At 46.1% G+C, this 26,191-nt stretch carries 22 protein-coding genes; 13 read left to right on the forward strand and 9 right to left on the reverse strand.

Features of this window, described 5'->3' with window-relative positions; translation table 11 throughout:
* Nucleotides 1–387: 387 nt before the first annotated feature.
* Both H6F73_RS19210 and tmpT read right to left on the reverse strand, forming a co-directional pair.
* The gene (locus H6F73_RS19210; protein WP_199330665.1) at nt 388–1,227 is read right to left on the reverse strand and encodes a sulfite exporter TauE/SafE family protein; all 840 of its coding nucleotides are present in this window, start codon (nt 1,225–1,227) and stop codon (nt 388–390) included.
* Entirely contained in the window at nt 1,206–1,844 is a 639-nt protein-coding gene (gene tmpT, locus H6F73_RS19215) for a thiopurine S-methyltransferase (protein ID WP_190760373.1), read from the reverse strand. The genes H6F73_RS19210 and tmpT overlap by 22 nt, the downstream gene beginning before the upstream one ends.
* A 136-nt stretch (nt 1,845–1,980) precedes the next feature.
* Between tmpT and H6F73_RS19220 the strand changes: the two genes are divergently transcribed.
* On the forward strand, nt 1,981–2,430 hold the full coding sequence (locus H6F73_RS19220) for a helix-turn-helix domain-containing protein (protein ID WP_190760374.1): 450 nt from the start codon (nt 1,981–1,983) through the stop codon (nt 2,428–2,430).
* Between the two features lie 192 nt (nt 2,431–2,622).
* On the opposite strand, the gene H6F73_RS19225 is transcribed toward H6F73_RS19220, so the two are convergent.
* Together H6F73_RS19225 and H6F73_RS19230 are read right to left on the reverse strand one after the other, a co-directional pair.
* Nucleotides 2,623–2,997 (reverse strand): hypothetical protein, encoded by a 375-nt coding sequence (locus tag H6F73_RS19225; protein WP_190760375.1) that lies wholly within the window; start codon nt 2,995–2,997, stop codon nt 2,623–2,625.
* A gap of 205 nt (nt 2,998–3,202) precedes the next feature.
* The gene (locus H6F73_RS19230) at nt 3,203–3,955 is read right to left on the reverse strand and encodes a DUF4336 domain-containing protein (RefSeq protein WP_190760376.1); all 753 of its coding nucleotides are present in this window, start codon (nt 3,953–3,955) and stop codon (nt 3,203–3,205) included.
* 183 nt (nt 3,956–4,138) lie between these two features.
* On the opposite strand from H6F73_RS19230, the gene pyrC reads away from it, so the two are divergent.
* From pyrC to H6F73_RS19260, 4 genes are all read left to right on the forward strand, one after another.
* Nucleotides 4,139–5,167 carry a dihydroorotase gene (pyrC, locus tag H6F73_RS19235; RefSeq protein WP_190760377.1) on the forward strand — a complete coding sequence of 343 codons (1,029 nt, stop codon included), beginning with the start codon at nt 4,139–4,141 and terminating at the stop codon, nt 5,165–5,167.
* A 1,161-nt stretch (nt 5,168–6,328) separates the two neighbouring features.
* Complete coding sequence (locus tag H6F73_RS19250) at nt 6,329–6,847, forward strand: hypothetical protein (RefSeq protein WP_190760378.1); 519 nt, start codon at nt 6,329–6,331, stop codon at nt 6,845–6,847.
* A gap of 551 nt (nt 6,848–7,398) precedes the next feature.
* Nucleotides 7,399–8,058: a sigma-70 family RNA polymerase sigma factor gene (locus tag H6F73_RS19255; RefSeq protein WP_190674106.1), complete on the forward strand. Its 660-nt coding sequence runs from the start codon at nt 7,399–7,401 to the stop codon at nt 8,056–8,058.
* 146 nt (nt 8,059–8,204) lie between these two features.
* Nucleotides 8,205–8,774 (forward strand): zf-HC2 domain-containing protein, encoded by a 570-nt coding sequence (locus H6F73_RS19260; protein ID WP_190760379.1) that lies wholly within the window; start codon nt 8,205–8,207, stop codon nt 8,772–8,774.
* A 47-nt stretch (nt 8,775–8,821) separates the two neighbouring features.
* Here H6F73_RS19260 and H6F73_RS19265 read toward each other — a convergent pair whose 3' ends face one another.
* On the reverse strand, nt 8,822–9,259 hold the full coding sequence (locus H6F73_RS19265) for a gamma-glutamylcyclotransferase (RefSeq protein ID WP_190760380.1): 438 nt from the start codon (nt 9,257–9,259) through the stop codon (nt 8,822–8,824).
* A gap of 421 nt (nt 9,260–9,680) precedes the next feature.
* Between H6F73_RS19265 and H6F73_RS19270 the strand changes: the two genes are divergently transcribed.
* The 4 genes from H6F73_RS19270 to H6F73_RS19285 all read left to right on the forward strand — a co-directional run bounded on the left by H6F73_RS19270 (nt 9,681) and on the right by H6F73_RS19285 (nt 13,859).
* The gene (locus tag H6F73_RS19270) at nt 9,681–10,205 is read left to right on the forward strand and encodes a COP23 domain-containing protein (RefSeq protein WP_190760381.1); all 525 of its coding nucleotides are present in this window, start codon (nt 9,681–9,683) and stop codon (nt 10,203–10,205) included.
* Between the two features lie 364 nt (nt 10,206–10,569).
* Nucleotides 10,570–11,541, forward strand: a complete 972-nt coding sequence (locus tag H6F73_RS19275; protein ID WP_190760382.1) for a serine protease — start codon at nt 10,570–10,572, stop codon at nt 11,539–11,541.
* Between the two features lie 131 nt (nt 11,542–11,672).
* Nucleotides 11,673–13,460, forward strand: a complete 1,788-nt coding sequence (locus H6F73_RS19280) for an iron uptake porin (RefSeq protein WP_242072545.1) — start codon at nt 11,673–11,675, stop codon at nt 13,458–13,460.
* 12 nt (nt 13,461–13,472) lie between these two features.
* Complete coding sequence (locus H6F73_RS19285; protein ID WP_190760383.1) at nt 13,473–13,859, forward strand: hypothetical protein; 387 nt, start codon at nt 13,473–13,475, stop codon at nt 13,857–13,859.
* Between the two features lie 44 nt (nt 13,860–13,903).
* On the opposite strand, the gene H6F73_RS19290 is transcribed toward H6F73_RS19285, so the two are convergent.
* The 4 genes from H6F73_RS19290 to H6F73_RS19305 all read right to left on the reverse strand — a co-directional run bounded on the left by H6F73_RS19290 (nt 13,904) and on the right by H6F73_RS19305 (nt 20,548).
* Nucleotides 13,904–16,324 carry a Calx-beta domain-containing protein gene (locus H6F73_RS19290; protein ID WP_190760384.1) on the reverse strand — a complete coding sequence of 807 codons (2,421 nt, stop codon included), beginning with the start codon at nt 16,322–16,324 and terminating at the stop codon, nt 13,904–13,906.
* 554 nt (nt 16,325–16,878) lie between these two features.
* Nucleotides 16,879–19,095, reverse strand: a complete 2,217-nt coding sequence (locus H6F73_RS19295; protein WP_190760385.1) for a Piwi domain-containing protein — start codon at nt 19,093–19,095, stop codon at nt 16,879–16,881.
* On the reverse strand, nt 19,092–19,910 hold the full coding sequence (locus H6F73_RS19300) for a PD-(D/E)XK nuclease family protein (protein ID WP_190760386.1): 819 nt from the start codon (nt 19,908–19,910) through the stop codon (nt 19,092–19,094). The genes H6F73_RS19295 and H6F73_RS19300 overlap by 4 nt, the downstream gene beginning before the upstream one ends.
* 2 nt (nt 19,911–19,912) lie before the next feature.
* Nucleotides 19,913–20,548 carry a methylmalonic aciduria and homocystinuria type D protein gene (locus H6F73_RS19305; protein WP_190760387.1) on the reverse strand — a complete coding sequence of 212 codons (636 nt, stop codon included), beginning with the start codon at nt 20,546–20,548 and terminating at the stop codon, nt 19,913–19,915.
* A gap of 113 nt (nt 20,549–20,661) precedes the next feature.
* Between H6F73_RS19305 and H6F73_RS19310 the strand changes: the two genes are divergently transcribed.
* The 4 genes from H6F73_RS19310 (at nt 20,662) to H6F73_RS19325 (ending at nt 26,179) form a co-directional block, all read left to right on the forward strand.
* Complete coding sequence (locus H6F73_RS19310) at nt 20,662–21,030, forward strand: helix-turn-helix domain-containing protein (protein WP_190760388.1); 369 nt, start codon at nt 20,662–20,664, stop codon at nt 21,028–21,030.
* Nucleotides 21,027–21,707, forward strand: a complete 681-nt coding sequence (locus tag H6F73_RS19315) for an ImmA/IrrE family metallo-endopeptidase (RefSeq protein ID WP_190760389.1) — start codon at nt 21,027–21,029, stop codon at nt 21,705–21,707. Before H6F73_RS19310 ends, H6F73_RS19315 begins: the two co-directional genes overlap by 4 nt.
* A gap of 282 nt (nt 21,708–21,989) precedes the next feature.
* Nucleotides 21,990–24,551, forward strand: a complete 2,562-nt coding sequence (gene leuS, locus H6F73_RS19320; protein ID WP_190760390.1) for a leucine--tRNA ligase — start codon at nt 21,990–21,992, stop codon at nt 24,549–24,551.
* Nucleotides 24,552–24,901: 350 nt separating this feature from the next.
* Nucleotides 24,902–26,179: a glycosyltransferase gene (locus tag H6F73_RS19325; protein ID WP_190760391.1), complete on the forward strand. Its 1,278-nt coding sequence runs from the start codon at nt 24,902–24,904 to the stop codon at nt 26,177–26,179.
* Nucleotides 26,180–26,191 lie beyond the last annotated feature (12 nt).

A 26,191-nucleotide genomic window follows, 5' to 3' on the forward strand; every position in this document is an offset into this window, starting at 1 on the left:
TATCAAGTTGGTAAAGGGTCTGAACACCACAATAAAGCCTAAACCGCTCCGCAGACACCCTTCACCTGCCGGCCTACCGCAACCTCAAAATAATTCAATCCTAAGCATCGACAAATAGCCTTTTGGTTGCCTTTTTACCAGAGACTCAGCAGCCTAACTATATATTAAGCGTCAGCTCCGCTTGATAAGCCCCTTATAGTCGGTATTATCAAGCAGAACTACGGGATAATACCCAGCTTTTAAGGAATTAAACAGAAAATTTGACGAGTAATCCCGCAGATTTGGGGTGTTATCCAGCAGATCTGATGGGTGGATCATGGGCTTGTTGTGTGCTTTGCTGTAAATACTTAACTACACCCTTCCAAGGAACACACTCTTAGGTCAACACTAAACGACTGAGAAGAGCATCTTGATACTCAGAACTAGCGAGAGAACAGCGAATATCTTTTTCAAATGAGTCTCAGGTAAACGATGAGAATAGCGAGCACCATAGGGAGCCGCAATTGAACTCGCGATCGCGATTACCAAAAATGCCGGCACATAAATGAATCCAATCGTATAGGGAACGCTCAATGTTTGAGACCAGCCACTCATCATGTACCCAACCGTACCTGCGATCGCAATGGGAAATCCAATTGCAGATGAAGTACCAATCGCCTTTTTCATCTCCACATTCTGATAGCTGAGGTAAGTGACTGCTAAAAAACCACCACCAACCGCAGCAAGAGCAGATACCGATCCAATGCCTGTCCCCGCTAGAAATAAGCCACGAAACTTCGCCGGCTTTCGGCTAGCTTTTGGTCGCCAATTCAGAAACATCTGACCCGCGACCAGAGCCATAAACAGCGCAAAGAATATAGCGATGTAAGCTGAGTTGACCTTGGCGGCGATGCGGGTAATCAGAAAGGCACCCACCATAATGCCGGGTGCCATCCCGTAGACCACTTTCCACAATACAGTTCCTTGAGCAGCATGGGCGCGAATACTTGCGATTGAAGAAATAATCATGCAAGCCAATGTCGTTCCTAATGCCAAATGAACGACATTATCTGCACTGACGCCCTGCTTACTAAAAATGGATACCAGCAAGGGAACAAGTATTCCACCGCCACCCACACCCAGTAAGCCTGCCATCAAGCCGGCAAAGAAACCCAACAGGATGTATAACAACATCCATTCAATACTCAGCATATCAATCTCACTTTTTAGAATTTTTGAAGCAACCAAACCGTCTCAATTGATGCAACCTTCCCCTTTAATCCACCAGCGACTTCCTTGCTTTCAACAGAGTTCACTTGATAAGCAGACGCATAATGGTGTTTTATTTCTGCTTCGCTGACTGAGAACGGAGGGCCATCTATGAGTTGTTGATTGTATTCGTAACAAATCAGCAACTGCGGTGCCGCGTGGGTGATTTCCATCAGGTGTGACGTATATTGATGACGCATGTTTTCAGGCATTGCAACCAACGCTGCTCGGTCATATACCGCGTCAACCGGCCCAAGAACTTCAGCAGGCACATCAAAAATATCGCCAACAAATATGTCGATATCCTTAGCGCAGTAATGGGTTAATTCACCAACTCTAGAGATTTTTGGCTCCACTTCCAGGTCGTTAAACAATTCGTTAATTGCAAGTTCGCTCAATTCTGCGCCAACCACTCGATAACCACAAGCAAGCAACCATGCAAAATCACGCGTCTTGCCACACAACGGTAGAAATATACGACCACTCTTCGCAAGATTTAATGTTTCAAAATGTTCGACGAGGAATGGGTTTGCCTCACTCTGGTGAAAACCAATATCTCCTTCTTCCCATTTTTGCTGCCAAAAACTTGCTTCCATATCAATGCCTCCATTGCTCAAGATATCCATCACTTGCCACAAACTGATCGCGTCAGCCTTGTGTTTACTCGTGTTTGAAGATACGATACAACTTCAAGTCAACTTGAAGTCAAGCAGTCGCTGCGCCAAGAAAATCATGGATATCACTGAGGTCTCAAAGGCTTCTGGATTACCCGCCTCAACGATACGGTTTTATGAGGAAAAAGGGCTTATTCAGTCGAATGGCAGAAATGGTTTACGGAGGCTTTTTGATGCCAACGTCATACAACGGCTCGCTTTGATTTCATTGGGGCGTAGCGCTGGTTTCTCACTGGATGAGATTGGTGAAATGTTTACCTCTGAAGGCCCTGAAATTAATAGAACGCTGCTCTTAGCGAAGGCAGATGAGTTGGACAAAAAAATTAAAGAACTGACCGCAATGCGCGATGGTCTCCGCCACGCAGCAGCCTGCACTGCGCCCAACCATTTCGAGTGTCCAAAGTTTCTGCGCTTCCTGCGGGTTGCTGGTAAAAATCGTTTTAGACAACCTAATAAATTGAAGGACAGTAAGCTAGAAGCTCAGAAAAAGCCAAGCAAGCAATATTAAATGTTTTTAGAAATGCATAACATTGCCCATTGCCCGCCGCAAATAACCTTTGCATCCGCACCGAACAACTCTCGACGCTCGGTGTGCATGGGTACTGTTAGACTGCTCAAGCTCTGGAACAGCAGAAGCAGTTAATATGCTGAGCATAGGATGTTGGGCTTTATTGCATCGCACTAATCTACATTAAGTGACTTAGGGATGTAAACCTATCAGAAAATCAGGCATTTCTAAGCTATGAAGATAAACCAAAGCAGAAACAATAAGCGTGTAAAAGGTTGTACCCCTTAATCCAATTAGTAAATCCCGTCTAATGTTCGGTTTATCTTCAGTCAGGAACATATCCATTACGCCGAACTGCATCATCACAATACCCAAAACATTTGAGAGCCAGTAGCCAACAATCGTCCCAGGTAAAAACCAGTTCGAATTGATCAAAGTGACACCATAACCAAATACCAAAGCGATTGGCAGGTTAAAAAATAGATCATTCCACCAAGAGAGGGGAGACAGCAGGTAGCCAATGCCTATCAATGCTCCACCACTGAGCTTCTTAAACAGATTTACCATTCCTAACCGTCGAATTCATATTATTTGGTTGATGGCTTAACCTAGCCCTTTACAATAGGTTCAGTTATACAATTTAGTCCAATAACGCCCTAAATGTTTGCTGGCTAACGGCAAAAGTGAGCGACGGTAGATACAAGTGAAACTAAGCATGAGATCCTTTACACTATCCGCTTCATTAAAGTGTTAGCTTGCTGTCGTCTAAACGTTATTCAAGCCAGCGAAAAGCGCGCCGTAACTCAGCAGTACCGTTATTCTCATACCAACGACCGTGGGATAGGATAACTTTTTCAGGGTTCCACTGAAGTATTCGCTGTAAGCAGCTACGTGCCTGTTCCTTTTTGCCGAGAAATGTCATTCGCAAATCCAATGGGAGCTTTCCATCCGGATCGGCAACACCCCCTAACTTAAGTAGCCAATGCAGCTGCTGACTCACTTTATTTAGTTCAAAGTTTTCGATGAGATCGGCAAGGATGAGAGTGGCGCTCTTGCGGTGGAAAAAGACGACTTCTTCCATAAATCGACCGCCACGAAAGATTAATTGGTCTAGGTCTGCTACCCACTCACGTGGTGCTTCATCTTCCAAGTCAGCATCAAAATCTACTGCAATTTTCTGCTGCGCGGCACGATCGCGAACACCTGGAGATGCCCATGCTACAGCTTCTGGATAGGCGCTAGCCCAAGCACTGATATAGGCGTAATGGATTTTGTTGGGCGAAATGAGGTGACGCAGTGAACCGAGGGAGTCAATTTGAGCTTTCAGTTCTGGAGTCAATTCTGTTGGTGAATGGCACCATAGGTCACCATTGCTCAGTCGCACAATCGTCATTCGGGTTGGAAAGGGCATCTTTGCTCCATACATTGCCATCTGCACAATGGAACCATCAACGATCCAAATATCTTCGTCAACCTGTTTCAGAAGGTTGATTGGTTCATAAAGTGCGATCGCTTCGTTGCTCATAGCTATGAAAGGAAGGTAAAGGCTTACTGCTCTATCGTGGGGTATAAAAGTAGGCTAGCAGTGCCCGTCACCTGCCGCAAGTAACCTCTGCATCAAACCGATTATCTGTTGGTAGGCAGTGTGCCTGGACGTTGTTAGCTTGTGTCTTCCTTGCTAAAGCACTCGCAGTTTTATAATTGAAAGATGCAAAAGCTTACGATCACCCGACCTGACGACTGGCATTTACATCTACGCGATGGTGCAGCGCTGAAAGCAGTTCTCCCCCATACGGTGCGTCAGTTTGCCCGCGCTATCATCATGCCGAACTTGAAGCCCCCGGTACGCTCGGTCGCGGATGCTGCGGCCTATCGCGATCGCATCCTTGCAGCGATTCCGGCTGGCAAACGGTTTGAACCACTGATGACGCTCTACCTCACCGACAACACAAGTCCCGAAGAAATTATCCGGGCTAAAGAATCCCAGTTTGTCAAAGCGGTCAAATATTACCCAGCCGGTGCAACGACTAATTCAGACTTCGGTGTGACGGATATTCGTAAGTGCGATCGCGTCTTTGAAGCGATGCAGCAGGTAGAGCTGCCTTTACTCCTGCACGGGGAAGTGACCGCTCCAGATGTTGATATGTTCGACCGCGAGAAAGCGTTTATCGAGCGACATTTGATCCCCCTCAAGCAGCGATTTCCCAACCTGCGCGTGGTACTTGAACACGTTACCACCTCAGATGCTGTGCAGTATGTCCTGTCTGCCAACAATATCGCTGCAACGATTACACCACAACATTTATTGTTTAACCGCAATATCCTCTTTCAAGGTGGCATTCGTCCTCATTTTTACTGCCTGCCCATTTTGAAACGAGAGGAGCATCGTCTGGCGCTTTTGCAAGCAGCAACCTCTGGCAATCCTAAGTTTTTTCTTGGCACTGATAGCGCCCCGCATCCCCGCAATGGCAAAGAAAGTTCTTGTGGCTGTGCGGGTTGCTATTCGGCTCTGCATGCTATGGAGTTATATGCAGAAGCTTTTGAGAGTGTTGATGCACTCGATAAACTTGAAGCTTTCGCTAGCTTCTATGGGCCAGATTTTTATCAACTCCCGCGCAATACTGAACAGATTACCTTGACCAGAACGACCTGGCGCGTTCCCGATGAAGTTCCATTTACTGAATTCGGACTTGTGCCTTTACGGGCAGGTCAGGAGATGACGTGGCAAATGGCTTGACATAAGCTAGAAGAAGCTAATTGATTTAGATAATCGTGTTATGGACACGATCTTGCTCAATTATTAATGGTTGAAAAATTGGCAAGGACTCTCTACGGTGCAAAAAGAATCTGTTTAAGAGAAGGCGTTATGTGCATGAAGTTTCACTTCATAACGGCAGGTATAAAATGACTTACTCGAAAATGTTTGGATCACAAACATCTGACTTACTTATTGGCCCCGTAGATCCGTCTTCTAAACGACATTGACCGAAAAGACAACCATCTTCCGTATTACCCCATTTGAAAATTGCTCCGCTCGCAGGGTCTTTTGGGGGTTCCCCCCCCACCGTAAAATTATTAGACATCCATGTTAGCCAAGCATTTTCATTAAGTCCTTTGTTTTCTGAATAATCAAATGGAACTATTTTTCCGTTTTGGGAGCAATCCAATACTTTTCCCTTACTGCAAATATCCGTTAAAACAGTTTTTTATCCCTCTTTTGTTACTTCAGGGAGAGTAAAATCAGGGGATAACTCCCAAAACATTGCAATAATGGTTACACCCCGTCGCCCAGCCGCTCCCACACTCAAGTTCATTGATGAGTATTGTCAAAACTATCAAGAGCTGTTTTCTCAAGTGAGAAATTACGAAGCCTTTAAGCTGTTACATCTTGGACTTCTATCAGAACTCCCACGTAAGTCTTTGCCTAAAATAGCGAGAGCTGTTGGATTATCCAATAGTCAATCGTAACATCATTTTTTAAGGGATTCGACCCCGTCAAGTCAAGCTTTCACACAGCGGAGGTTACAGTTAATTCTTCAATTAATAGGAGAGAGAGAAATTATCTTATGTATTGATGAAACCGGCGATGAGAAAAAAGGCCGAGCAACAGACTATGTAGCTAAACAGTACATTGGCAATTTAGGCAAGACAGAAACAGGTTAAGATTTTTAAACCCAAAGGATGTCTGAAGCCAGGGGATACCGACAAAACCAAACCCCAGTTAGCCAGAGAAATCATCTCTGAACTCAAAGCATGGGGATTTCAATTTAAATTAGTTTTGGCTGATAGTTTATATGGAGAAAGTAGCAGTGTCATCGACACCTTATAAGCTCTCAATCTTGGCTTCATTTTGGCGATTCGCAGTAATCATAGCGTATTAGTTACTCCTGGAGAACGAGTGCGGTATAACCGATGGAAAGCTTACCAACAGCAACTGTCTCACCGTCAACCGCAACCAAGATTTGTGCGAGAAATTATTTTCGGTAAACGCCGTAAAGTTCGCTACTACCAAATTACCAAAGGGGATACTCCTGACCCAAATGGGGACAGGAGTTGGTATATTATGACAAATCTTGAGGGTCAGATTGATCTCCAAGTGGCCCAACTTTATAGCTTAAGAAATTGGATTAAATACGGCTTTAAACAAGTCAAGAACGAGTTAGGATGGGCCGATTATCGCTTGACAGATTTTGCCAGTATCCAACGCTGGTGGGAACTGGTTTTTAGTGCTTACCTCCTGGTCAGTCTACAGGCCCAGAATTTTCAAACTTTGGCGGATGAACCTCTCTCAGGTCAATCGACTCAGTTAACCGCTCCATCTCGGTTGATTGCCAAATTTCAACAACATCCTTGGTGGGAAGATGGAACAACTTGGAACAGTGCACTCAACAATATCAGATTAATTATCCAGCCCTGACTTTTTTACTGTTTAATCTCTCCTTGGTTAGAGGTCTTTGAGATTCCTGGATTTCGACGCTCGTTCGGCGAATTGCTGCAAATTTTGGACACTTTCCCCCCCTGTTTTACACCTTTCTGGGCTACCTATTCCGTTGCTGCCTAACTTTTACTTTCCCCAAAATAACAAAAGAGGGATAAGAAGCTGGAAAACGGCTGAGGACGGTGAATTCGTGGCTCAAGGAGCCATCGAGTTGTCGTTTAGAAGCCTACCACCGAAACCGCTCCTGGTGTCAGTCAAGCAGCTTAGCGGGGTAGTTTGCTTTAGCACGTTATTTTTCACCGATTTGGAAAAAAGAACTTTGGGCAGATGATTCGAGCAGTTGGGTGAGTATTAGAGCCGGTGAGGCAGAAAGCGCCGGCAGCTGCTAAAATCAGTCGATACACTGGGTTGGGGAGAACCTACGCAAACGCACTTCCCGCTCGTGTTTAAATGTATTTGTAACTTTCGCAGGAACTTCTTAGATATGGCACCGTCACTAAAGCTGGAATGTTACAGAGCCAATACTGCTCATGAGTCACTCTATTCCTTTATCTTGGTCAACGGGTGAGCCAACGGTTCTTCAAGTGCCAGTTCCACCTGAGAAACTTTCTAACTACGACTTAGTGCTGCGGTGTCAGGATGGACTACACCCTGACAGAGCTGCGTTTGCTGAACTGCTGCGCCGTCATCAGTCTCATGTCGAAAGAGTTCTATACCACTTGGCTCCAGATTGGCAAGATCGGGCAGATTTGGCTCAAGAAGTCTGGATTCGGGTATATCGTAATGTGAAGCGCTTAAACGATCCGGTTAAGTTCCGGGGATGGTTAAGTCGCATTGCGACAAACTTGTTTTACGACGAATTACGCAAGCGCAAACGGGTGCGCGATCCACTCTCTTTAGATGCCCCCCGGCTGCTAGAGGACGGCGAGATGGATTGGGAAATTGCAGCCGACAGCCCCGGACCCGAAGAAAATCTCACAACTAGAGAATTTTACGATCAGCTGCGAGAAGCAATTGCTGACTTGCCAGAAGTTTTTCGTACTACAATAGTTCTCAGAGAGATTGAAGGAATGGCTTACGAGGAAATCGCCGAGATTACAGGCGTATCCTTGGGAACCGTAAAGTCACGAATCGCTAGAGCGCGTCAGCGCCTGCAATTACAATTACAAAACTATCTGGACGGTAAGTAGGAAGGTTAGGTCTTAAGCGCCTAGTTTAATCGTTCCTTTGATAGATGACCCCAGATAGCTAACGGCTTCACTATGATCGGTAGTAAATTAACTTGTGTTCGTTGCTCCGGGTTTTTGCCCCAATTTGAGTTGGTGGTGGTGTTAAAATGACCCCTAACTTTGAGTTCCATGATGATTCTAAAAAGCAACCCCAAGGGGAGTCGCTGGATGGGAAACTTGCTAATCACGCTGAGTTGATGGGTGCCGTGAATACGCTAAAACGAGACCGTTTTGAATTACTGAGTGCTTACCTTGATGGCGAGGTGACAGCCGCAGAACGCCGGCAAGTTGAAGAATGGCTGGCCAATGATCCGAGGGTACAGCAGTTGTACAGCCGGCTATTAGGTCTGCGCCAAGGATTGCATAAGATGCCGGTGCCGGCAGCCCAGCAAAGTGTTGAAGAAACGGTTGAGCAGGTTTTTGCCCGTATTGATCGCCGGCCAAAGCGAGCTATCCTGTGGGGCGGGGCAGCACTGGCGGCTATGTTTATCGCTGCCGTGTCAGGAATGATCCCCTCTCAGCAGTCTTTTGCACCCCAACTCGCGCAATCCCCTCAAACCAGTGTATCTGACGACAGCTTGATGATTGCTCTCAACAACCCGGTTGTAGAAATTCCCAAAGCGCCAGTGGCTACTCCAGAAAAATCGGTGATCACTCGCGCATTAATTGTCGAGTAAAAACACTTAATCTACTTTAGATGTGAGAGTGCGGATTTGCAATGAGCTTAAAAATCCGTTTTCTCATATTTGTTTTCGGGGAATTCACCGGCAACCCAGCAGCCAGATGCCACCGGCACGCCTCCTCGGCGATCAACCTGTTCGGGTGTCATTAAGTAAACCCAAGCAAGCTCTAACTTTTGACCGGATAAGTCAAAGACCTCAATTTGGCATCGGTTATATTCATTGTGAGCCGGCAGCCGGTGAGGATCATAATCTTCCAGCCGATCCAGGTCATGCAAGACCGCCGGATCACTAAATGAAAGCAACATACCGCTGATAGGATCGCCTCCCGCAGTCATCGCCGGGTATCCCACCGGCAGCGCGAATAGCCGGCCAAACGCAGTTGCCGGTTGTGCCGCTACAACCTTGCCGGCACAGTAGCGTTGATAGTTACATTGCCCAGGTTTGAGCGTTCCGTAAACAAATACCTTTAATAGACTCAAAAAACTCTCCTACAGTAAAATTAGAGCACATCCGGGACGCGAGAGCGTAAGTCAGCTTAGCTTGACAGGAAAATACCGCTCGGTGAAACTTGACGCCTGTATCTTCCGTCTAGCAGAATATCTGGGTCGCTCAGCAACTGAGATCAGCCCTGAAACTCATACAAAATTAACAAAAGTTGGGCTTTTTATCAAAAAAGCTTAAAGCTTTTAACTGTAAGCAGTTTTACGGTCTGATTCAGTTAAACTTGGCTTACGCGGGTCATGCATCCGCTCTGCAAAGTTCAACCCCAAAATTGCCGATGCGTTTTCAGAATGCTTAAACAGAGCTTCTATCGTCGCTCCCCAGTTGAGCTGTGAAACTTAGGATAATTTTTAGGTTGTTAAGTGCAATTCTGTTTTTTTATTACGGAGATTTAGCATCATGAGTATCAAATCAGTTTTTCGTTTAGCATTCGCCGGCTTCGTTGCCGCTCAAGTTCCCCTGCTAAGCGTTCAGCCGGCTTCTGCTCAGTCAACCAACTTACAAGCGTTTGAATGCCGGCAAGATGACTATTATGTGACAGTAGCTGTTAGAAAAAATGGCACCGTCTCAGATCCCATGATCGTTTGGACAACCGAAGAGTTTAGCGAGGCAGGGTTCCCGCCAGCAAAGCGCTGCGCCGAGGTGACGAGCCGGCTAAACAGCGCCATCGCTCAAAATAGTGGCACTCTGAACGGCTTGTATCTGACGGCAGGAAGAGTCAACGGTTTGCCCGTTATCTGCTCGGTAAACAACACAAGAGCCGGTTGCAATGGCAATAACGTGCTGTTTACCCTCAAGCGAGAAAACAATCCCAATACCGTCTTAGAAAAATTATTCAGCGCGAGTGGCACCGGCACCCCAATTCAGCAGTCTGGCGGTCAAAATTATGTAGATTTGAGCAAGTTGGTTAACCAACTTTTTTAAGTCGCCAAACTCTTCATTGTTGCGAAGATCAGCGCTAGGGTTTATGGGTCATTTGTTCTCTGTCACGGCAACAAAGAAAATAACTGATTGCTAACAACAAGTTAATTGCTTTCATTGCGTGACTTTGACTGGCCCTTTGAGCGCGTCTAATTAAATAAAGTCGCTTGGCCATCGAGCGGATGCCGGGTAGTTCATGGCCAACTTTAGCGAAGATGCCGGCAGAGAGCCTTCAACAGGAAGCACAGGACATTACAGACGTTTTTAGATCGGCAAGATTTGAAGGGATGCCGGCTGGGAGATCTCCAACTCCTAGCTTTCATTGATATAGAGAATTATAAATTTTCAGTACAACATAATTATTAAAATGATTTTCTTTGGCCGGTTATCCTCCTGTCTGGTTGGGGCAACTGCCGCAGTGGCAATCACGGTTCCACTGATGGCAGCTCAACGATTGACAAAAGAACAGGTCAATGCCGTTGCCTCCCAAACCACGGTCGTGATCGCCCAAGGTCTACAAAAGGGAGATATTGAAGCCAGACAGGAATGGAACCCTGGCTCAGGGGTGATCGTGGCCCGCAGCGATAAGACTTATTATGTTTTAACAGCGCTTCATGTTGTGCGGACGCGAGATGTGGTTTACGGGGTGCGAACCAGTGACGGGGAAGTTCACTTTGTTGATGATGTCAAAACTCACGAGAATATTCTCCCCTTCGGCACCGAGGACGAACAGTTAGGCGAAACCATTAAAGGATTCGATCTGGCAATTATTAAATTTGAGAGCGATATCAAGTATCCCGTTGCCGTAGTTGGAAAATCCAACCAGTTAGCGGAAGGAGAGCCGGTGTTTATCTCCGGTTGGCCAAATCCTGAAGATGAGAGCGCTCGCCGGGTGCGAGAGTTTTCCGCCGGCAACTTAAGTGAAATTGTCGCTCCACCCTCGCCGGATGGTGGCTATAGCTTGCTTTATAATAACCAAACGCGCCGAGGCATGAGCGGCGGCCCTGTGTTTAACGCACAAGGTGAGTTAATCGGCATTCACGGACGGGGAAGAGCACAGGACAACATCTACTGTATCGATCCAAGGTTGAGTGCCAACAACAGTTGTGGGATGCAGACGATACATTTTGTCAAGCAAGCGGAAGTGGCGGGACTACAGCTCGCCTTGAAGCAACCGCCGGTTGATCCGAAATTACTAGAAACTGGGAGGGGAAATCGGGAAAAAGCGGATGTGATTGAAAACATTTACGAAGCATTCACGTTTGATGTGCGATCGCTGCTGAGGGATGAACCTTCTGGGGGATGTGGCAGTCTATTGCTAGGTGACACCTGCGACTAAATTTAGAGGATTACCAGAACTTCGGTGATAAAAAATCTCCTAGATTTGTCAGTGAATCAGGTAGTGTGCCTTAGAGGAGCGAAACATTAACCTGTGTTTCTGGTATCTAGGTGTGAGGAGCGATCGTCAGCATGAAGTACATCTTTCCCGGTTTGGCAGTATTACTGTTCGCAGCACCGGCAGCAGCAACCCCCCAGTTGTCTGCAACGACAGGTTCATCTGAAGGACTAAAAACTGTTGAGGGCAGCTTTGGGGGAGAAATGCCGACACAGTCTTTACAGCCGAACATCCTCTCAGATAACCCGAAATTTGGGTTATTGCCATCAACCCATAAGAGTAAACCGGCATCCACTCGGCTGCTGAGTCGCAATCCAGGTAGCCAAGCAAGTGCGGAAACGCCACTAGATAAACGGCTTAGTCAGATTGAAACTGAGCCGTCTGAAATCGTTTCCCCTGACAGCGCGATGGATCAGGTAACTTCCGTATCGCAATTGCTGGATGTGCAGCCGAGTGACTGGGCATTTGGGGCGTTACAAAACTTAATCGAGCGTTATGGTTGTATTGCCGGCTATCCCGATCAAGTTTATCGGGGCAATCGAGCCATAACCCGATATGAATTTGCTGCCGGTTTAAACGCCTGCTTAGAGCGTATCAATGAATTGATTGCAGCCGAATCTAGGGAAGACTATGTTACCCAGGAAGATGTGGCAGTTTTACAAAAACTGCAAGCAGAATTTGCTGCTGAATTAGCCGGCTTGCGGGGTCGGGTTGATGTGTTGGAAAATCGAGCAGCGCAATTAGAAGTGCAGCAATTTTCTCCCACAGCAGTTTTTGGCGGCGAAGTGATTTTTGCCCTATCCAGTGCTGCCGGCGGCGATCCTCCAGGCAAAGGAGACGGCGACACGGTACTCACTCATTTAACGCGCTTAGGCATTGTCACATCTTTCACCGGCAAAGATCGGCTACGGCTGGAATTAGCAACGGGGAATTTTGATGATCGGGGATTTGCGAACCCTGAGATTTTTAATAGCGATATGACATTGCTATCTTACCAAGCTGATTTAGATAATCAAATTAAATTAGATAAGCTGGAATATCGGTTTGCTGCACTCAATGATCGAGTTGTTTTTACGATCAGGCCGGTGGGATTTAGTTTAAGCAGTGTTTTAACCGCTAACTCGCCTTATTTTGATGCCGGCAGAGGCGCGATTTCACGGTTTACTGAAGCCAGTCCGGTGTTTAAAATTGGCAATTTAGATGCCGGTGTTGGGTTTGATTGGTTAGTGGCTGATCCTGTGCGTTTGCAAGTTGCCTACGGTACGGGAGATAGCAATCGTTCTGACCCTGGTGGGGGCGTATTTGGAGCAGATCGCAGTGCTTTGGGGGTGCAGTTGTTACTCAAGCCGGCTGCCAATGTTCTCACCGGCTTGGCTTATGTAAATGCCTACAATAGCGATGGCCGGTTAGATACCTTCACCGGCAGCTTTATTGCCGATACCAATGGCTTTATGGATGAGCCGGCTCAGATTCATGCAGTCAGTGGTACTCTACAATGGCGTGTCAATCCTAGAATTACTTTCGGGACTTGGGGGGGATTAATTTTCACAAACTCCAATCAATCATCTGCGTCTGCAACGACTTCCACTTATCTGTTTTCGGTTGGCTTATCCGATCCGTTTGGGAGAGAGGGAGATTTGCTAGCGTTTTTATTCGGTCAGCCACCTAAGTTAGTGAATGGCAACGGTCTGATTTTGGGGGAAGATGAGGATACTTCTCTGCATTTTGAAGCGTTTTATCGCTTCCGAATTACTGATAATGTTTCCATCAGTCCCGGTTTTTTTCTGATCACGAATCCAGAGCATGATTCAGATAACAGTGATATTTTTATCGGAACGATTCGCACAACTTTTCGGTTTTAGGAGTTAGATTTTATGCGATTTTTTTTGCCTGTCTTAGCTTTTTATTTTTTACCTTGTTTAGCGGTTTATGCCGGCGAATTAGATGCAAGCCGGCAATTTCGGGCAAATAATCACTTGACTCAAGCGGTGCCGGCGAACCCCTCAACTCAGCCGGCACCCCGGCGACTGAAACCGACTTTCTCTGAAGAAGAAAGAAGAGGTTTTGATCAGCGAGGATTTAAAAATACCTTCTTAATGGATTCACTCAATGGTATGAGCGATCCGTTGGGAGGTGGCGCTGCCGGCGCTGAATTTACAGGCAACGAAGGCTTATCACCGCTTTCGCCTCAAAATCGGGGTATTTTTCCCGGCGTTGACCCTACAGATGTAATTATCCCCCGTTCAGGAGTTAGAAGATAACGACTTCAACCCCTGAACAACGTAGGGGATATTTGCTCGGTTTTTTAACCGAGTTCGATGCTATCAATCACAATTTTGTTAGCCACATCGCCAAAGGTTACGGATCTGGCAGTTCCTGAAAATGGAATTGTTACTTCATTAAATGTGCTGTAAGCATCGGGTAATTCACCGGCAGGGGTTCGAGATAAAGGAACAGAAGCCAAAATATTGCCGGTGCCACCGGCACCCGAATAAATAATTACAGTGTGATCCCGGAAAGGTGAAGCGTAGAAAAACGAAAGTTGGCTGTCAAACCCACCGTTGACATCCATCACAATTTCAGAGCCTTCACCATAGGTTAAAGCCGTAATTCCACTTGGTGGTGTTCCAAAGTTACCGCCAAATTCATCATTTCTTCCCAAGGCATCTAAGGCATCGTTATCAATAATTCCTAAAGCATTTGAAGAGAAAGAAACCCCTTGTACTGCATAAGTATTGCCCACATTTTCTAAATTTTCTACAGCCTCAAAATCTAATAATGCCGGCACATCACTTCGCGCAATCGTGAGAGTTGCGGTATTCTGCGCTCCTAGGATAGCACCGCCGGTAGGATTAACTAAGGAAAGATTAACCGTTTCTGGAACTTCGATTAACGTGTCATCAATGATCGGAATATTAACCGTTTTAGACAGTTCTCCTTCAGCAAAATTAACAGTTATTGGGTTATCCCTGTAATCTTGAGATGCAATTGCTGTGCCATTTGTTAATGAAATTGTCGCGTTAACTTCCCCACTGCTACCGCCGCTGCGAGTCACTGTGACGGCTGTTATCGGAGTCCCATTTTCATTAACTAAAAAACTCGCTTCACTAAACTCTAAGGTGCCTGGTGCTGACGGTGAGGGTGAGGGTGAGGGTGCCGGCGGTGCGGTGTCATTATCAACAATTTCGAGAACGGCAACATTATTATTGCCAATCAGTGCGTTTTGCTGGGGATTGCTTAAGGTTAAATTAATCGTCTCAGAACCTTCGACTAAGTTATCATCAACGATGGGAACTGCTAAAGTTTTACGGGTTTCCCCAGGAGCAAAGGTGACTTCTATAGGGCTATTATTGAAATCCTCTGGGGACGTTGCTGTACCCTCAGTCAGAGTAATGGTAGCAGTCACTTCTGTATCGAGGATGCCGGTGCGAATGATTCCGATCTCTTGAATCGGTGTGCCGTCTTCATTTACCCTAAAAATGGGGGCGCTAAATTGTAAAGCAACATCATTGTCTAAAATCGTTAGATTTGCCGTACTTTGCGCTCCAATTGTTGCACCACCTGTGAGGTTTTCCAAGGCTAAATTAATCGTTTCTGATCCTTCCACTAAGGCATCATTAACAATGGGAATTGTTACGGTTTTATTTGCTTCTCCTGAAGCAAAGTTTAGCTGGATTGGCGTATTGTCATAATCTTCTGGGGCGGTAGCAGTGCCATTTGTCAGCGTCAGGGTGGCACCGACTTCTCGATCCAGAATGCCGGTGCGAGTTACCGTGACTTGGGCAACAGGTGTGCCATCCTCATTAACACTAAAGGAGGCATCACTAAACTGCAAGGCAACATCATCATCAAAGATGTTGACAGTTGCAGTATTTTGCGCCCCAATGGTTGCCCCTCCGGTGGGGTTTACCAAGCTGAGATTTATGGTTTCTGTATTTTCAACGGCGGTATCATCGAGTATGGGAATGGAGACGGTTTGCGTCGTTTCTCCCTCAGCAAAATTTACCTGGATAGGGGTGTTGATGTAATCTTGAAAAGCTGTGCCGGTGCCATCGCTTAAGTTAATCGTTGCGCTGACTTCTCCGCTAGTGCTACCAACCCGATTCACAGTCACCACTGCCACCGGCACCCCATTTTCATTAAACGCAAATGTGGGGGCGCTAAATTCTAAGGCACTGCTAATGGGGTTCACCGGCACCAATAAATCGCTCAGATTAGACAAGTCTGGGGCATCGCCTTGATAACTCAACTGTGCCAAAACGAGAGGCCGACTGTTGGTTTGTTGCAAAAAGGTAATTAAAACGATGCCTGAATTTGAACTGACGGGAAGAATTTGTGTCCTTACTTGAGTCAGATCAATGTCAGCCGGCAAGCCAATTTTGTCTACACCAAACTCAAAGTCGGTAATAATATCTTGCCCTAAATCAAGAGAAAAGCCGAGTGCGAATACATCAACGCCGGCACCGCCGGTTAAGGTATTATTTCCTTCGCCACCATAAAGAGTATCGTTGCCGTCGCCCCCGTTTAAACTGTCATTGCCGCTGCCGCCGAGTAAAACATCACTGCCGGTGCCGCCGGTTAAGGTGTCATTACCCTCTTCGCCAAAAACAATATCATTGCCAAATCCCCCTATTAAACTGTCATTGCCCTGATCACCGATGAAAAGATCATTTCCAATACTGCCGATTAACGTGTCATCTGTATCATCGCCTAAGAATAAAGCCATCGTTTAACACTCCTCTCTACAATTGGTTTGCTGAAAATTACCCTGTAGATGCCTCTTGCTCTGGCTGCTAAGCCTTCACGCAAGGGTATTAATTAACTATAAAATTAAACGTTGCCCTGATTAATAAATGATAGAATAAGCAAAGCAATATTGACAAATAAATTATTACTTGCCTTTTTAGTTTTTACTTTTTTAGGGTTCATCTTCACAGTGGCAAACGCGTTAGGGCGATCCTCCTACTGACAACCAAAAAAATTACTCTCCTCAAGCGCCGGCTCTTTAATTTGGCCGGTTATTTGGATAGGAGATAGCACAGAGGCTAAACCCTGCTAATAATTTTAAACAGATGCTCTCAATTGTACCAATTCCAAGCGTTGAGCTACTGGCATTTTGCACCAGTATAAACTTTCGGTTTGTGGCCGGCACCAACTGATGAGAGAAAAGGGGATGAAGTAATTAAGATAGGGCAACCTCCTGTTCTAACCCTAACTATATCTATCTCTATAACTAGGGTTAGAGTTCCGTTGAATGCAAATTCAAAAAGTCTCAGGGTGTTATAACCAAAATTGGCGATCACCCTCTAATAGACTCGGATAAATCCCGTTTAAGCGCAGATAAGCCATCCGATCTGAGCCATAAAGTGGCATTGGCAATCGAGGAGTTTTTAATGCTCCGTGATGTAAAAGAGTGAGTTTAAGAGTAGTATCTACCACATCCTTAATTGATGCCGGATGTCCTTGCTCGTGAACTGTCAAGCGCAGGGGACAAGCCAAACCCACATTTTCAGGAACCTGAGTTGTTACCAGAACCGCTTCGCGAGAGGACAGGCGAAGCGCTAAGCCCAGTGTAGGTGCCGCCAAAACTTTTTGATTTAAGTTATACAGTCGAGGGATATGAGATTTTCTGCACTCTACCAGGATAAATTTGGCATCGATTGCTTTAGCTCTTGCTAAGAAATTATCAACTTCTTGACCGCAAAACCGCCCATCTCGATAAATTAAGACAGTTTTACCTCCTAGATCGGCAGATGGAAGCAACCTTTCTAGAAGTCGCTGAGGGATTTCTTCTCCTTCAATTAAATCGCCTTCAAGTCGGTAGCGATGAAACTCTCCTCGTTGACCGTAAAGACGTATACTGGCACAAGCATTCAAAGTTCCCGATAACTTTTCTTTAGAAGACCTGGAAATATCTAATCCAATAAAATAGTCAGCAATGGTTAAAGGTTCTGCTAAAACGAAAGGTAGATTACCCAACTTTGCTAGAATTCCTGGAACCACTTGATTGAGGATGTACTTGGACTCAACATCTTTTAAAGTGTCTTCATAGATTACTTGACTGGCAATGCGACGATTAAGTAATAGTGAATAAATTTGATGATAAAAACTCCCCTCGTCGCTCCGATCTGTGTTCCGATCTTCTTCTGGAAGAAACGTTAAAACAATGTCTGGTGTAATATTTACTAAGTCATTAACAGCTTTCTCAACTTCTACTCTAAATTCAGCTCCGCTCAAATTATTGCTCGATAGGGCTTTTTTATCAATAATATGGCTTTCAAATCCATACTCTTTCAGACGTTTCTGAACTTCATTGAGAAATGGAGCGACTTTCGTATTGCACAGTTTCAAAGCAGCGATGCTAACAAATCTTGAGGAATCGCGATAATCATCATGACGGCGATAAACACCACCTTTTTTAAGGCCCGTAAGGATTTTACTTTGAACTTCCTTAAAATTTTTACCAAAAAGAAGAAGAGTTTCTGAGAGAGGAACTTCTGGTTGCCAGAATAAATCGGAATATTGATTGCTGTTAAGACACTTAGATGCTAACTGGATACCATAAGAAGCTAAAGTATTTTCAGCTACTTTTTTGTAATTAAATAAAAGTTCCTGTCGTTCCCTATTACGAATTTTAGTCGCCTTGAGAAGTGAGCCATATTCTACTCCAAACTTGTTAGCTGTTTCAGGCGTGACAGCAGGACGGAGAGCAGCCATTGCATAGTGAAACTTTTTTTTATTTTTGCCAAATTGTACGGCTACAAGGGGCTGGTTGTCTGGCGCATTTTTCAATTCTTCTTTACTCACTGAACCCGTTGCATTTTCTATTAACCTTTGTCGGTGTTCTCCTACTGTTCCCGCTAATTCGGTGATAGTAGCAATATTCCCTGATTCAATATCTTGTACTTTTAAACCAATCAAAAGCTTATCAGGCTCGTGTCGATAGGGATGATTCTGATAAAATTCAGCTAAATTTTCTTTGGATAGAATGCGACTGTGTAATGTTAAAGCTATGGCAGGCTCTAATGTTCCTTTTAATTCAATAGTTTCTGGCCAAAAATCGACTTCACGGCTGACATTAATTCCATTGTCTGATAAAACAGGTACAGGTAAAAAGCGTCGTTCTGTTTTTAGAACTTGAAAAGCTAGTTGAGCCAAAATATATGGAGTTACTGACGGCTGACGTACCCATTGGAATGACCAGTAGCAAGTTCTGAAATCTTCCACTTCCTCTTGGATCTTTTTTAAAGCTTCTTTCCAAGCATTTGAGGGGGGCATTTGTTGATTTGGTTTCCCTAATACCCAAAACGATTTATCATGCCAACTAACAACTATGCCTGGAAACTTCCGGCAAAAATGGAAGCTTAAGCGGTTGCCTACCTCCCGGTCAACTTCTGGACTCAATCGAAAGCCCATTAAATTTGCTTGTCGGATAGTAAGCAGGAAAATTTCGCTTAAAAATGTGGGAACTTGGGAAACAGGAACATCAGCAGTCATGCGGAAACCTCAAAAGTAGAAAATTGACAAATTGAATTGAACTGGCAGTATTGGCATGGAAGTCCGGGATTCGGTGGAAAAATTGTTTCAAAGTCGGCTGGATTTTGTCGATAACGCCGTAAATCCCCTTGATGCTGTTGAGAAATTCGTGCCAGTTCCATCTGAACAGCGTCAAGTTGGACAGAGGTTGCAGTGATGGGGTCAGACCAATGGCCAGTTTCCAAGTTATAGAATGAAGCAACAGCCGGTTGCTTTGGATAGAGATAGCGAGCAGCTAACAGGTAAATAAATCCTTGCCGGCGGTCAAATTCCGATTTACCTGTCTTCAAATCTAAAATGTGCAGCTTGCCATCAGGCTCTAGAAAAATGCAATCAATCGCAGCAAAAAAATTAAATGAGTAGTTGCCTTGGTGAAGGAGAATTGGCTCTGGAAACCCTTCATCACCCCGACTCAGCTTGATAAGATTTTTTCCAAATAGAATTGGGGTTTTATGGTAGTTTTCTAGGCTATGGGTAACTCGTTTTTGGACTTCAATTGATTCCTGATTCAATTGAATAATCTCTGCTACTCGCTCTATTCCGTCTGATGAGTCTAAGAGCTGTGTGTCTCGATGAAATTCATAAACTCCTTTTTGTGCTAGTAGCCCAATTTTCTGCCAGGGGGTATCTTGCTCCAAAAGAGTTTTAACTGGGAGTTCTTTTTTTCGAGCTTTAGTAAATCCCCGTTTCATATCACAGTGCCAGTGTTCTTGGCCTACTGCTGGGGAGAATAAAGACAACAGATTGTAGCTGGCATACTGCCAAATTTTCTTCATGTTCAAATTTCTAGTAGTGATAGTTTTAATTCTGCTTTTGGTTGTGGAACAATCCAATCATGCTGGAGGGCCACTCTTTTTAAAACAGACATAATCGCTCGCGAAGAAGCAGAAGTTATCAGAATACTCGGATAAATGCCACTGCCCCAACTGGGATGCTCTAACACAGAGCAGCGATTGTGAATGACTGGGAACCCTAACAAAGCTTTGACGGCGGCAGTGTCGTCGTGGGCGATTTCTCCGGGACGTGAGAGTAGGGGATAACCAGTACGAGGATCGATTAGGTCTGTTAGGAAACCGCGAGCTCGCAAATGGCGTACTACATCTGAACCAAAGCTGATGAACCTTTCCCGCAAACGGTCTTTCTCCCTCTCGATATGGGGTGCCGTTTCCGCCAAGGGGTAGCGGGATTGTTGGAGAACTACAATCACTCGGCAAGTCGTTACGGGTAAAACCCAGTCGGGAAAGACCCGCTCTAGGTTTTGGGCAACGAACGGACTGCACCGATGAACTGACATCTCAACTGCCTGTCCTGTCTGTGTGACTCTCTCGATTGGCGACTGTTGCTGGGATGCCTTCAATGTTGGCTGTTCCGCAGACAGTGCTTCATTTCCAGCTAGTTGTCTTGCATACACCATATATAGTGCCCTTGTTGAGTTGTTGTAATTCGTCAACCCTATTTTGATACTAACTAAGGTTGACGAATTACGTCAACCCCCATTACGATTAATAGGTAAGTAGGAAAAAAGCTGTGAGTAAAAGTTTTGGTAAGCGTATCCGTGAAGCTCGACAGAATAAGGGATTCAGCCAGCGCGATTTGGCGGCGTTGGTAAAGGTGGATTATACTTACCTGTCCAAACTAGAGAATGATCGCGCAGAGTATCCGCCTAAAGAGGAGGTTATTCAGTCATTAGCACATCACCTAGATTTAGATGCGAAGGAGTTACATGACCTAGCGGGTCGGATCGCACCAGAAGATGTCAAAGTTGTTCAGGAGCTTGTCAAAACCTACCCAAAACAGATCCCTGTTTTATTCCGTCAAATGCGGGACAATCCTGAACTTGCTCAAAAATTTATTCGGGAAGCTACACAAGCAGAAAGTGAGGAGGAATCAAGTTGAGTGTAATTAAGACTTTTCAGTTCTTGTCCAAAGAAAAGATAGAGGATTTAGCTAATGATCTTCTCATGCGTATGCAGGGAACACCAAATTTCCCAAACTGGCCTGGGGTAGCTGAGCGTGCAGTTGATTTTCTGAAGCTGGGAATGGTTTGGGATAAAATTCCTAACCAAAATGGCAGACCTGTAGCGGCTAGAATTTATCCAACACAACGTTTGATAGAAATTAATGAAGATATACCGAAGCTCCAGCAAGACCCAGGTTTTGTAGAGTCCACAATTGCTCATGAAGTTGGGCATTGGGTACTACATATTAACGAAGAAGAAGCTGATGGTATTGTAGAACAACTAGAGCTACCTCTAGATTGTGTGACAACAGAACAACCATTTTTGTGTCGTGATGTTGGTGAGCGTATGGCTCTTAGTAGTCCTAAAACTCAAGCTGATTGGGTCGAGTGGCAAGCTCAGTATTTTGCTAGTTGTCTGTTGATGCCTCGGTATAAGTTAGAAGAAGCTCGAAAAAAGTATGATTTAACCAAGTGGTCTCACCTTTATGCTTTACGAAAGGATTTAGGTGTAACGATATCTAATTTTACAAACCGCTTACAAGACCTCGGCTGGATTGATATTCCCAAGGGTTCTAAGCAAATCTATTTGAGGAACACAGGCTTTAATAGGTAGAGAAGGCTGTTGAACTGCAATTGGCTGAAGTTACAAAATAATACTTTTGGACTGATTCAAGATGTCAGGCTATTAACAATTTTGCCTAAAAAAAACCAAACCGGCTGGCAAAAAAATCCATCAAGTTGCTACACATCCAAATTTAAAAGCACGGCAATAGCCGATGGGGGGACGCACACCGGCACCACCCTATCTCCCTAAATCAGAATAGTCGCACCGGAGCGAGAGTATGTAAAAATATCAAGGCGGATAAACAGTATTAATCATCGAGGAGTTCCGTTCGTGGAGTCCCGTTACAACCCCGGATCTATAGAACAGAAGTGGCAACAGACTTGGACTGAGCGAGGCTTAGCTGAAACACCGGCAGAGACAGAGAAACCGAAATTCTATGCCCTGTCTATGTTTCCCTACCCTTCAGGCAGTCTGCACATGGGACACGTCCGTGTCTACACCATTACCGATGTGATTGCCCGACTGAAACGGATGCAAGGGTATCGGGTTCTCAGTCCAATGGGTTGGGATGCCTTTGGACTGCCGGCAGAAAATGCGGCGATCGAACGCGGCATTCCCCCAGCAAAGTGGACGTATCAAAATATTGCCCAAATGAAAGGGCAATTGCAAAAACTCGGCATCTCCTTCGATTGGAGTCGAGAAATTGCCACCTGTTCGCCCGATTATTACAAGTGGACGCAGTGGATTTTCTTGCAATTCTTAAAAGCCGGCCTTGCTTATCAAAAAGAAGCCGCCGTTAACTGGGACCCCATCGATCAAACTGTGCTAGCAAACGAGCAAGTTGATAACGAGGGCCGTTCCTGGCGTTCCGGTGCTAAAGTAGAGCGCAAATTGTTGCGGCAGTGGTTCCTCAAAATTACCGACTACGCCGAACAATTGCTCAACGATCTCGATAAATTAACCGGCTGGCCTGAACGGGTGAAGTTGATGCAGGCTAACTGGATTGGCAAATCCACCGGCGCTTATTTAGAATTCCCGATTATCGGATTCGATGAGAAAATCGCAGTCTTTACCACGCGCCCAGATACCGTTTATGGTGTAACTTACGTGGTTTTGGCACCCGAACATCCTCTCACACCCCGCGTCACCACCCCAGACCGGCAGGAAGCCGTAGACGCCTTTATTAAAGAAGTATCCGCTCAAAGTGAATTGGATCGCACCGCCGAGGATAAGCCGAAACGCGGGATTCCCACCGGCGGCAAAGCAATCAATCCCTTCACCGGCGCAGAAATTCCCATCTGGATTGCCGATTATGTGCTGTATGAATATGGCACCGGCGCAGTCATGGGAGTGCCGGCCCACGATGTGCGGGATTTCCAATTTGCCACGCAACAAAATCTCCCCATAAAAGTAGTGATTGTGCCGGCAGATGCGGCAGACCCGAAAGCCGCCCCGAAACAAGCTTACACCGAACCCGGAGTGGTGATTGAGTCCGACTTATTTAACGGGATGGATTCAACGGAAGCTAAATCGGCAATCGTCCAGTATGCCCAAGAAAAAGGATTCGGGAAAGCCCGCATACAATACCGACTCAGAGATTGGTTAATTTCACGCCAGCGGTACTGGGGCGCACCGATTCCGGTGATTCACTGCCCCAACTGCGGGATCGTGCCGGTGCCAGACGAAGACTTGCCGGTGCAGTTGCCAGAAGATGTCGAATTTAGCGGGCGCGGCGGTTCTCCCCTGACTCAGTTAGAAAACTGGGTGAATGTGGCCTGTCCGACTTGTGGGACGCCGGCAAAGCGGGAAACCGACACGATGGATACCTTCATCGATTCCTCGTGGTATTTCTTGCGCTACCCAGACGCCCAAAACTCCGCCCAAGCCTTCGATCCAGCAAAAGTGAATGATTGGATGCCGGTGGATCAGTATGTCGGCGGCATCGAACACGCAATCTTGCATTTACTATATTCCCGGTTTTTTGTCAAGGTGTTGCGCGATTGTGGCTGGCTCAACTTTGACGAACCCTTCCAGCGCCTCCTTACCCAAGGCATGGTTCAGGGCTTGACTTACAAAAACCCCACAACCGGCAAATACATTCCCTCGACAAACGTCAATGCCGGTGCGCCCAAAGATCCAGAAACGGGGGAACCGCTGGAAGTCTTTTATGAAAAGATGTCCAAGTCAAAGTACAACGGCGTCGATCCCCTGGAAGTCATGGCCAAATATGGGGCAGATACGGCACGGATGTTTATCCTCTTCAAAGCCCCGCCGGAAAAAGATTTAGAGTGGGATGACGCAGATGTAGAGGGTCAATCCCGCTTCCTGAATCGCGTTTGGCGCTTAGTCACCGAGTTTGCCGGCAGCACTCCTCCAAAACCTTATAAAGGCGGGGATCTGAGCAAAGTTGAGAAAGACTTGCGGCGGGCAATTCACACGGCAATAGAGGCGGTGACAGAAGATTTGGAAGGCGATTATCAATTTAATACCGCCATTTCAGAACTAATGAAACTCAGCAATGCCCTCTCAGATGCCGGCTGTAAAACGTCGCCGGTTTATGCAGAAGGCATTGAAACGCTGATTCGTCTCTTAGCCCCCTTTGCGCCCCATATTGCTGAGGAATTGTGGCACGAAATTGGTCATACTGATTCAGTCCATGAGCAAAGTTGGCCAAAAGCAGAAGCTTCTGCCTTGGTGGTGGATGAAATTACCTTGGTGATTCAAATTATGGGTAAAACCAGAGGCACCATTCAAGTGCCGGCAGCCGCTGATCGGCAAGCTTTAGAGCAATATGCCCGTGAATCTGAAGTAGCGCAACGTCATATCGAAGGCAAGGAAATCAAAAAGGTGATTGTGGTGCCTGGAAAGCTGGTGAATTTTGTGATTGGTTAATTGTGCCTCAACTAACACCCATCTCCTTCTAGAAGAGGGGGAGATGGGGAGAAAGAACACGAAAATTAATCAGCGCCCGTGCCTCAGTTTGAGTGAGCGAAAAAGAGGGAGAGGGGGAGAAAGAACAGCCGAGATCGCAAAGAAATTAAATAAATGGGGGAAAATATAAAGTATTGATAAAGCTTGCCAGTTTGGCAACATCTTTAACTGGCTCAGTGTTTGTATAACTTTACATAGCTAGGTTTTATTAATGTTTCTCTCATTCACAGAGAGCCGGTGTTTAAACAGCCCCGTCTTCGTGAAGCAGGGCCGGGGAGTTTATTAAGAACGATCGTTTTCCCTAAAAAATAATGTCAATTGCTTATTTAATCAATCAGTATCCCAAGGTCAGCCATAGCTTCGTCCGCCGGGAGATTGCTGGGGTTGAGGCTTGCGGGATTCCAGTGGCGCGGATTTCTATCCGTTCCAGCGCATCTGAACTTGTTGACGAGGCAGACAAGCGAGAACTAGAGAAAACCCGGACTGTCTTAGGAGGTGGGGTCGCCGGCCTGCTATCGGGCTTACTCCGGGCCGCCATAACCCGACCCATTCGGCTGCTGGGTGCTTTGCGACTGGCGCTGAAAGTCGGCTGGGGTTCAGATCGCGGCGTTTTGCTGCATCTGGCTTACCTAGCAGAGGCTTGCATTCTGCTGCGCTGGTTCGCAGAAATGGGGATCAAACACGTTCACGCCCACTTCGGAACCAATTCAACCACAGTGGCGATGTTGTGTCACGCCTTGGGTGGCCCTTCATACAGCTTCACGGTGCATGGCCCAGAAGAGTTTGATAAACCTGACGCGCTGTCTTTAACGGAAAAAATCAAGCGATCAGCGTTTGTGGTGGCGGTGAGTTCCTTCGGCAAGAGCCAGCTTTATCGCTGGTGTGATTACGACCAGTGGCCCAAAATTCATGTGGTTCACTGTGGTGTAGACGAGATGTTTTTGAAACAGCCTCCGACTGCGGTGCCGGCAGTGCCTCGTTTAGCCTGTGTAGGCCGGCTTTGTGAGCAGAAAGGGCAGTTGCTTTTAATCGAAGCAGCCGGTCAGCTAGCTGCCGAGGGCTTAGAGTTTAAGTTAGTGTTGGTGGGCGATGGGGAACTGCGCTCTCCCATTGAAGCGTTGATCGCCAAACTGAATCTTCAAGATCGGGTGGAAATTACAGGTTGGGCGAGCGGTGCTGAGGTTCAGCAGCAGATTTTGGCCGCTCGCGCGATGGTACTACCCAGCTTTGCAGAAGGACTGCCGGTGGTGATTATGGAAGCGCTGGCTTTAGGCCGGCCCGTAATTAGTACCTACGTGGCGGGAATTCCTGAGTTGGTAGAACCTGGAGTTTGCGGTTGGTTGGTGCCCCCCGGATCGGTTGAAGCGCTTACCGAGGCAATGCGGACTGCCTTGCAATTGCCGGCGCAACAGCTAGAAGAAATGGGCAAAGAAGGGTCTCAACGTGTGGCAAAACAGCATGATGCGGCGATCGAGTCCAGCAAACTTGCTGCTCTGTTTCAGGCTACTATCGAGAAGTCTCAGGAGCGGGCCATTGATGTATCGCCAAGCCTCCCCTATGCCGGCATCTCCTCCGCTAAGAGCAATTAACGCCTAAATATC

Source organism: Microcoleus sp. FACHB-68, from assembly GCF_014695715.1.
In the GTDB taxonomy this organism is placed as follows: domain Bacteria; phylum Cyanobacteriota; class Cyanobacteriia; order Cyanobacteriales; family Oscillatoriaceae; genus FACHB-68.

Bases quoted from the DNA above. Each gene is read 5' to 3' on its own strand.
- tmpT (WP_190760373.1), bottom strand. From the start codon at position 1,844: ATGGAAGCAAGTTTTTGGCAGCAAAAATGGGAAGAAGGAGATATTGGT.
- H6F73_RS19230 (WP_190760376.1), bottom strand. From the start codon at position 3,955: ATGAGCAACGAAGCGATCGCACTTTATGAACCAATCAACCTTCTGAAA.
- H6F73_RS19270 (WP_190760381.1), top strand. From the start codon at position 9,681: ATGAGTATCAAATCAGTTTTTCGTTTAGCATTCGCCGGCTTCGTTGCC.
- H6F73_RS19295 (WP_190760385.1), bottom strand. From the start codon at position 19,095: ATGACTGCTGATGTTCCTGTTTCCCAAGTTCCCACATTTTTAAGCGAA.
- H6F73_RS19255 (WP_190674106.1), top strand. From the start codon at position 7,399: ATGAGTCACTCTATTCCTTTATCTTGGTCAACGGGTGAGCCAACGGTT.
- H6F73_RS19280 (WP_242072545.1), top strand. From the start codon at position 11,673: ATGAAGTACATCTTTCCCGGTTTGGCAGTATTACTGTTCGCAGCACCG.
- H6F73_RS19300 (WP_190760386.1), bottom strand. From the start codon at position 19,910: ATGAAGAAAATTTGGCAGTATGCCAGCTACAATCTGTTGTCTTTATTC.
- H6F73_RS19275 (WP_190760382.1), top strand. From the start codon at position 10,570: ATGATTTTCTTTGGCCGGTTATCCTCCTGTCTGGTTGGGGCAACTGCC.
- pyrC (WP_190760377.1), top strand. From the start codon at position 4,139: ATGCAAAAGCTTACGATCACCCGACCTGACGACTGGCATTTACATCTA.
- H6F73_RS19260 (WP_190760379.1), top strand. From the start codon at position 8,205: ATGACCCCTAACTTTGAGTTCCATGATGATTCTAAAAAGCAACCCCAA.
- H6F73_RS19225 (WP_190760375.1), bottom strand. From the start codon at position 2,997: ATGGTAAATCTGTTTAAGAAGCTCAGTGGTGGAGCATTGATAGGCATT.
- H6F73_RS19305 (WP_190760387.1), bottom strand. From the start codon at position 20,548: ATGGTGTATGCAAGACAACTAGCTGGAAATGAAGCACTGTCTGCGGAA.
- H6F73_RS19285 (WP_190760383.1), top strand. From the start codon at position 13,473: ATGCGATTTTTTTTGCCTGTCTTAGCTTTTTATTTTTTACCTTGTTTA.
- H6F73_RS19290 (WP_190760384.1), bottom strand. From the start codon at position 16,324: ATGGCTTTATTCTTAGGCGATGATACAGATGACACGTTAATCGGCAGT.
- H6F73_RS19325 (WP_190760391.1), top strand. From the start codon at position 24,902: ATGTCAATTGCTTATTTAATCAATCAGTATCCCAAGGTCAGCCATAGC.
- H6F73_RS19220 (WP_190760374.1), top strand. From the start codon at position 1,981: ATGGATATCACTGAGGTCTCAAAGGCTTCTGGATTACCCGCCTCAACG.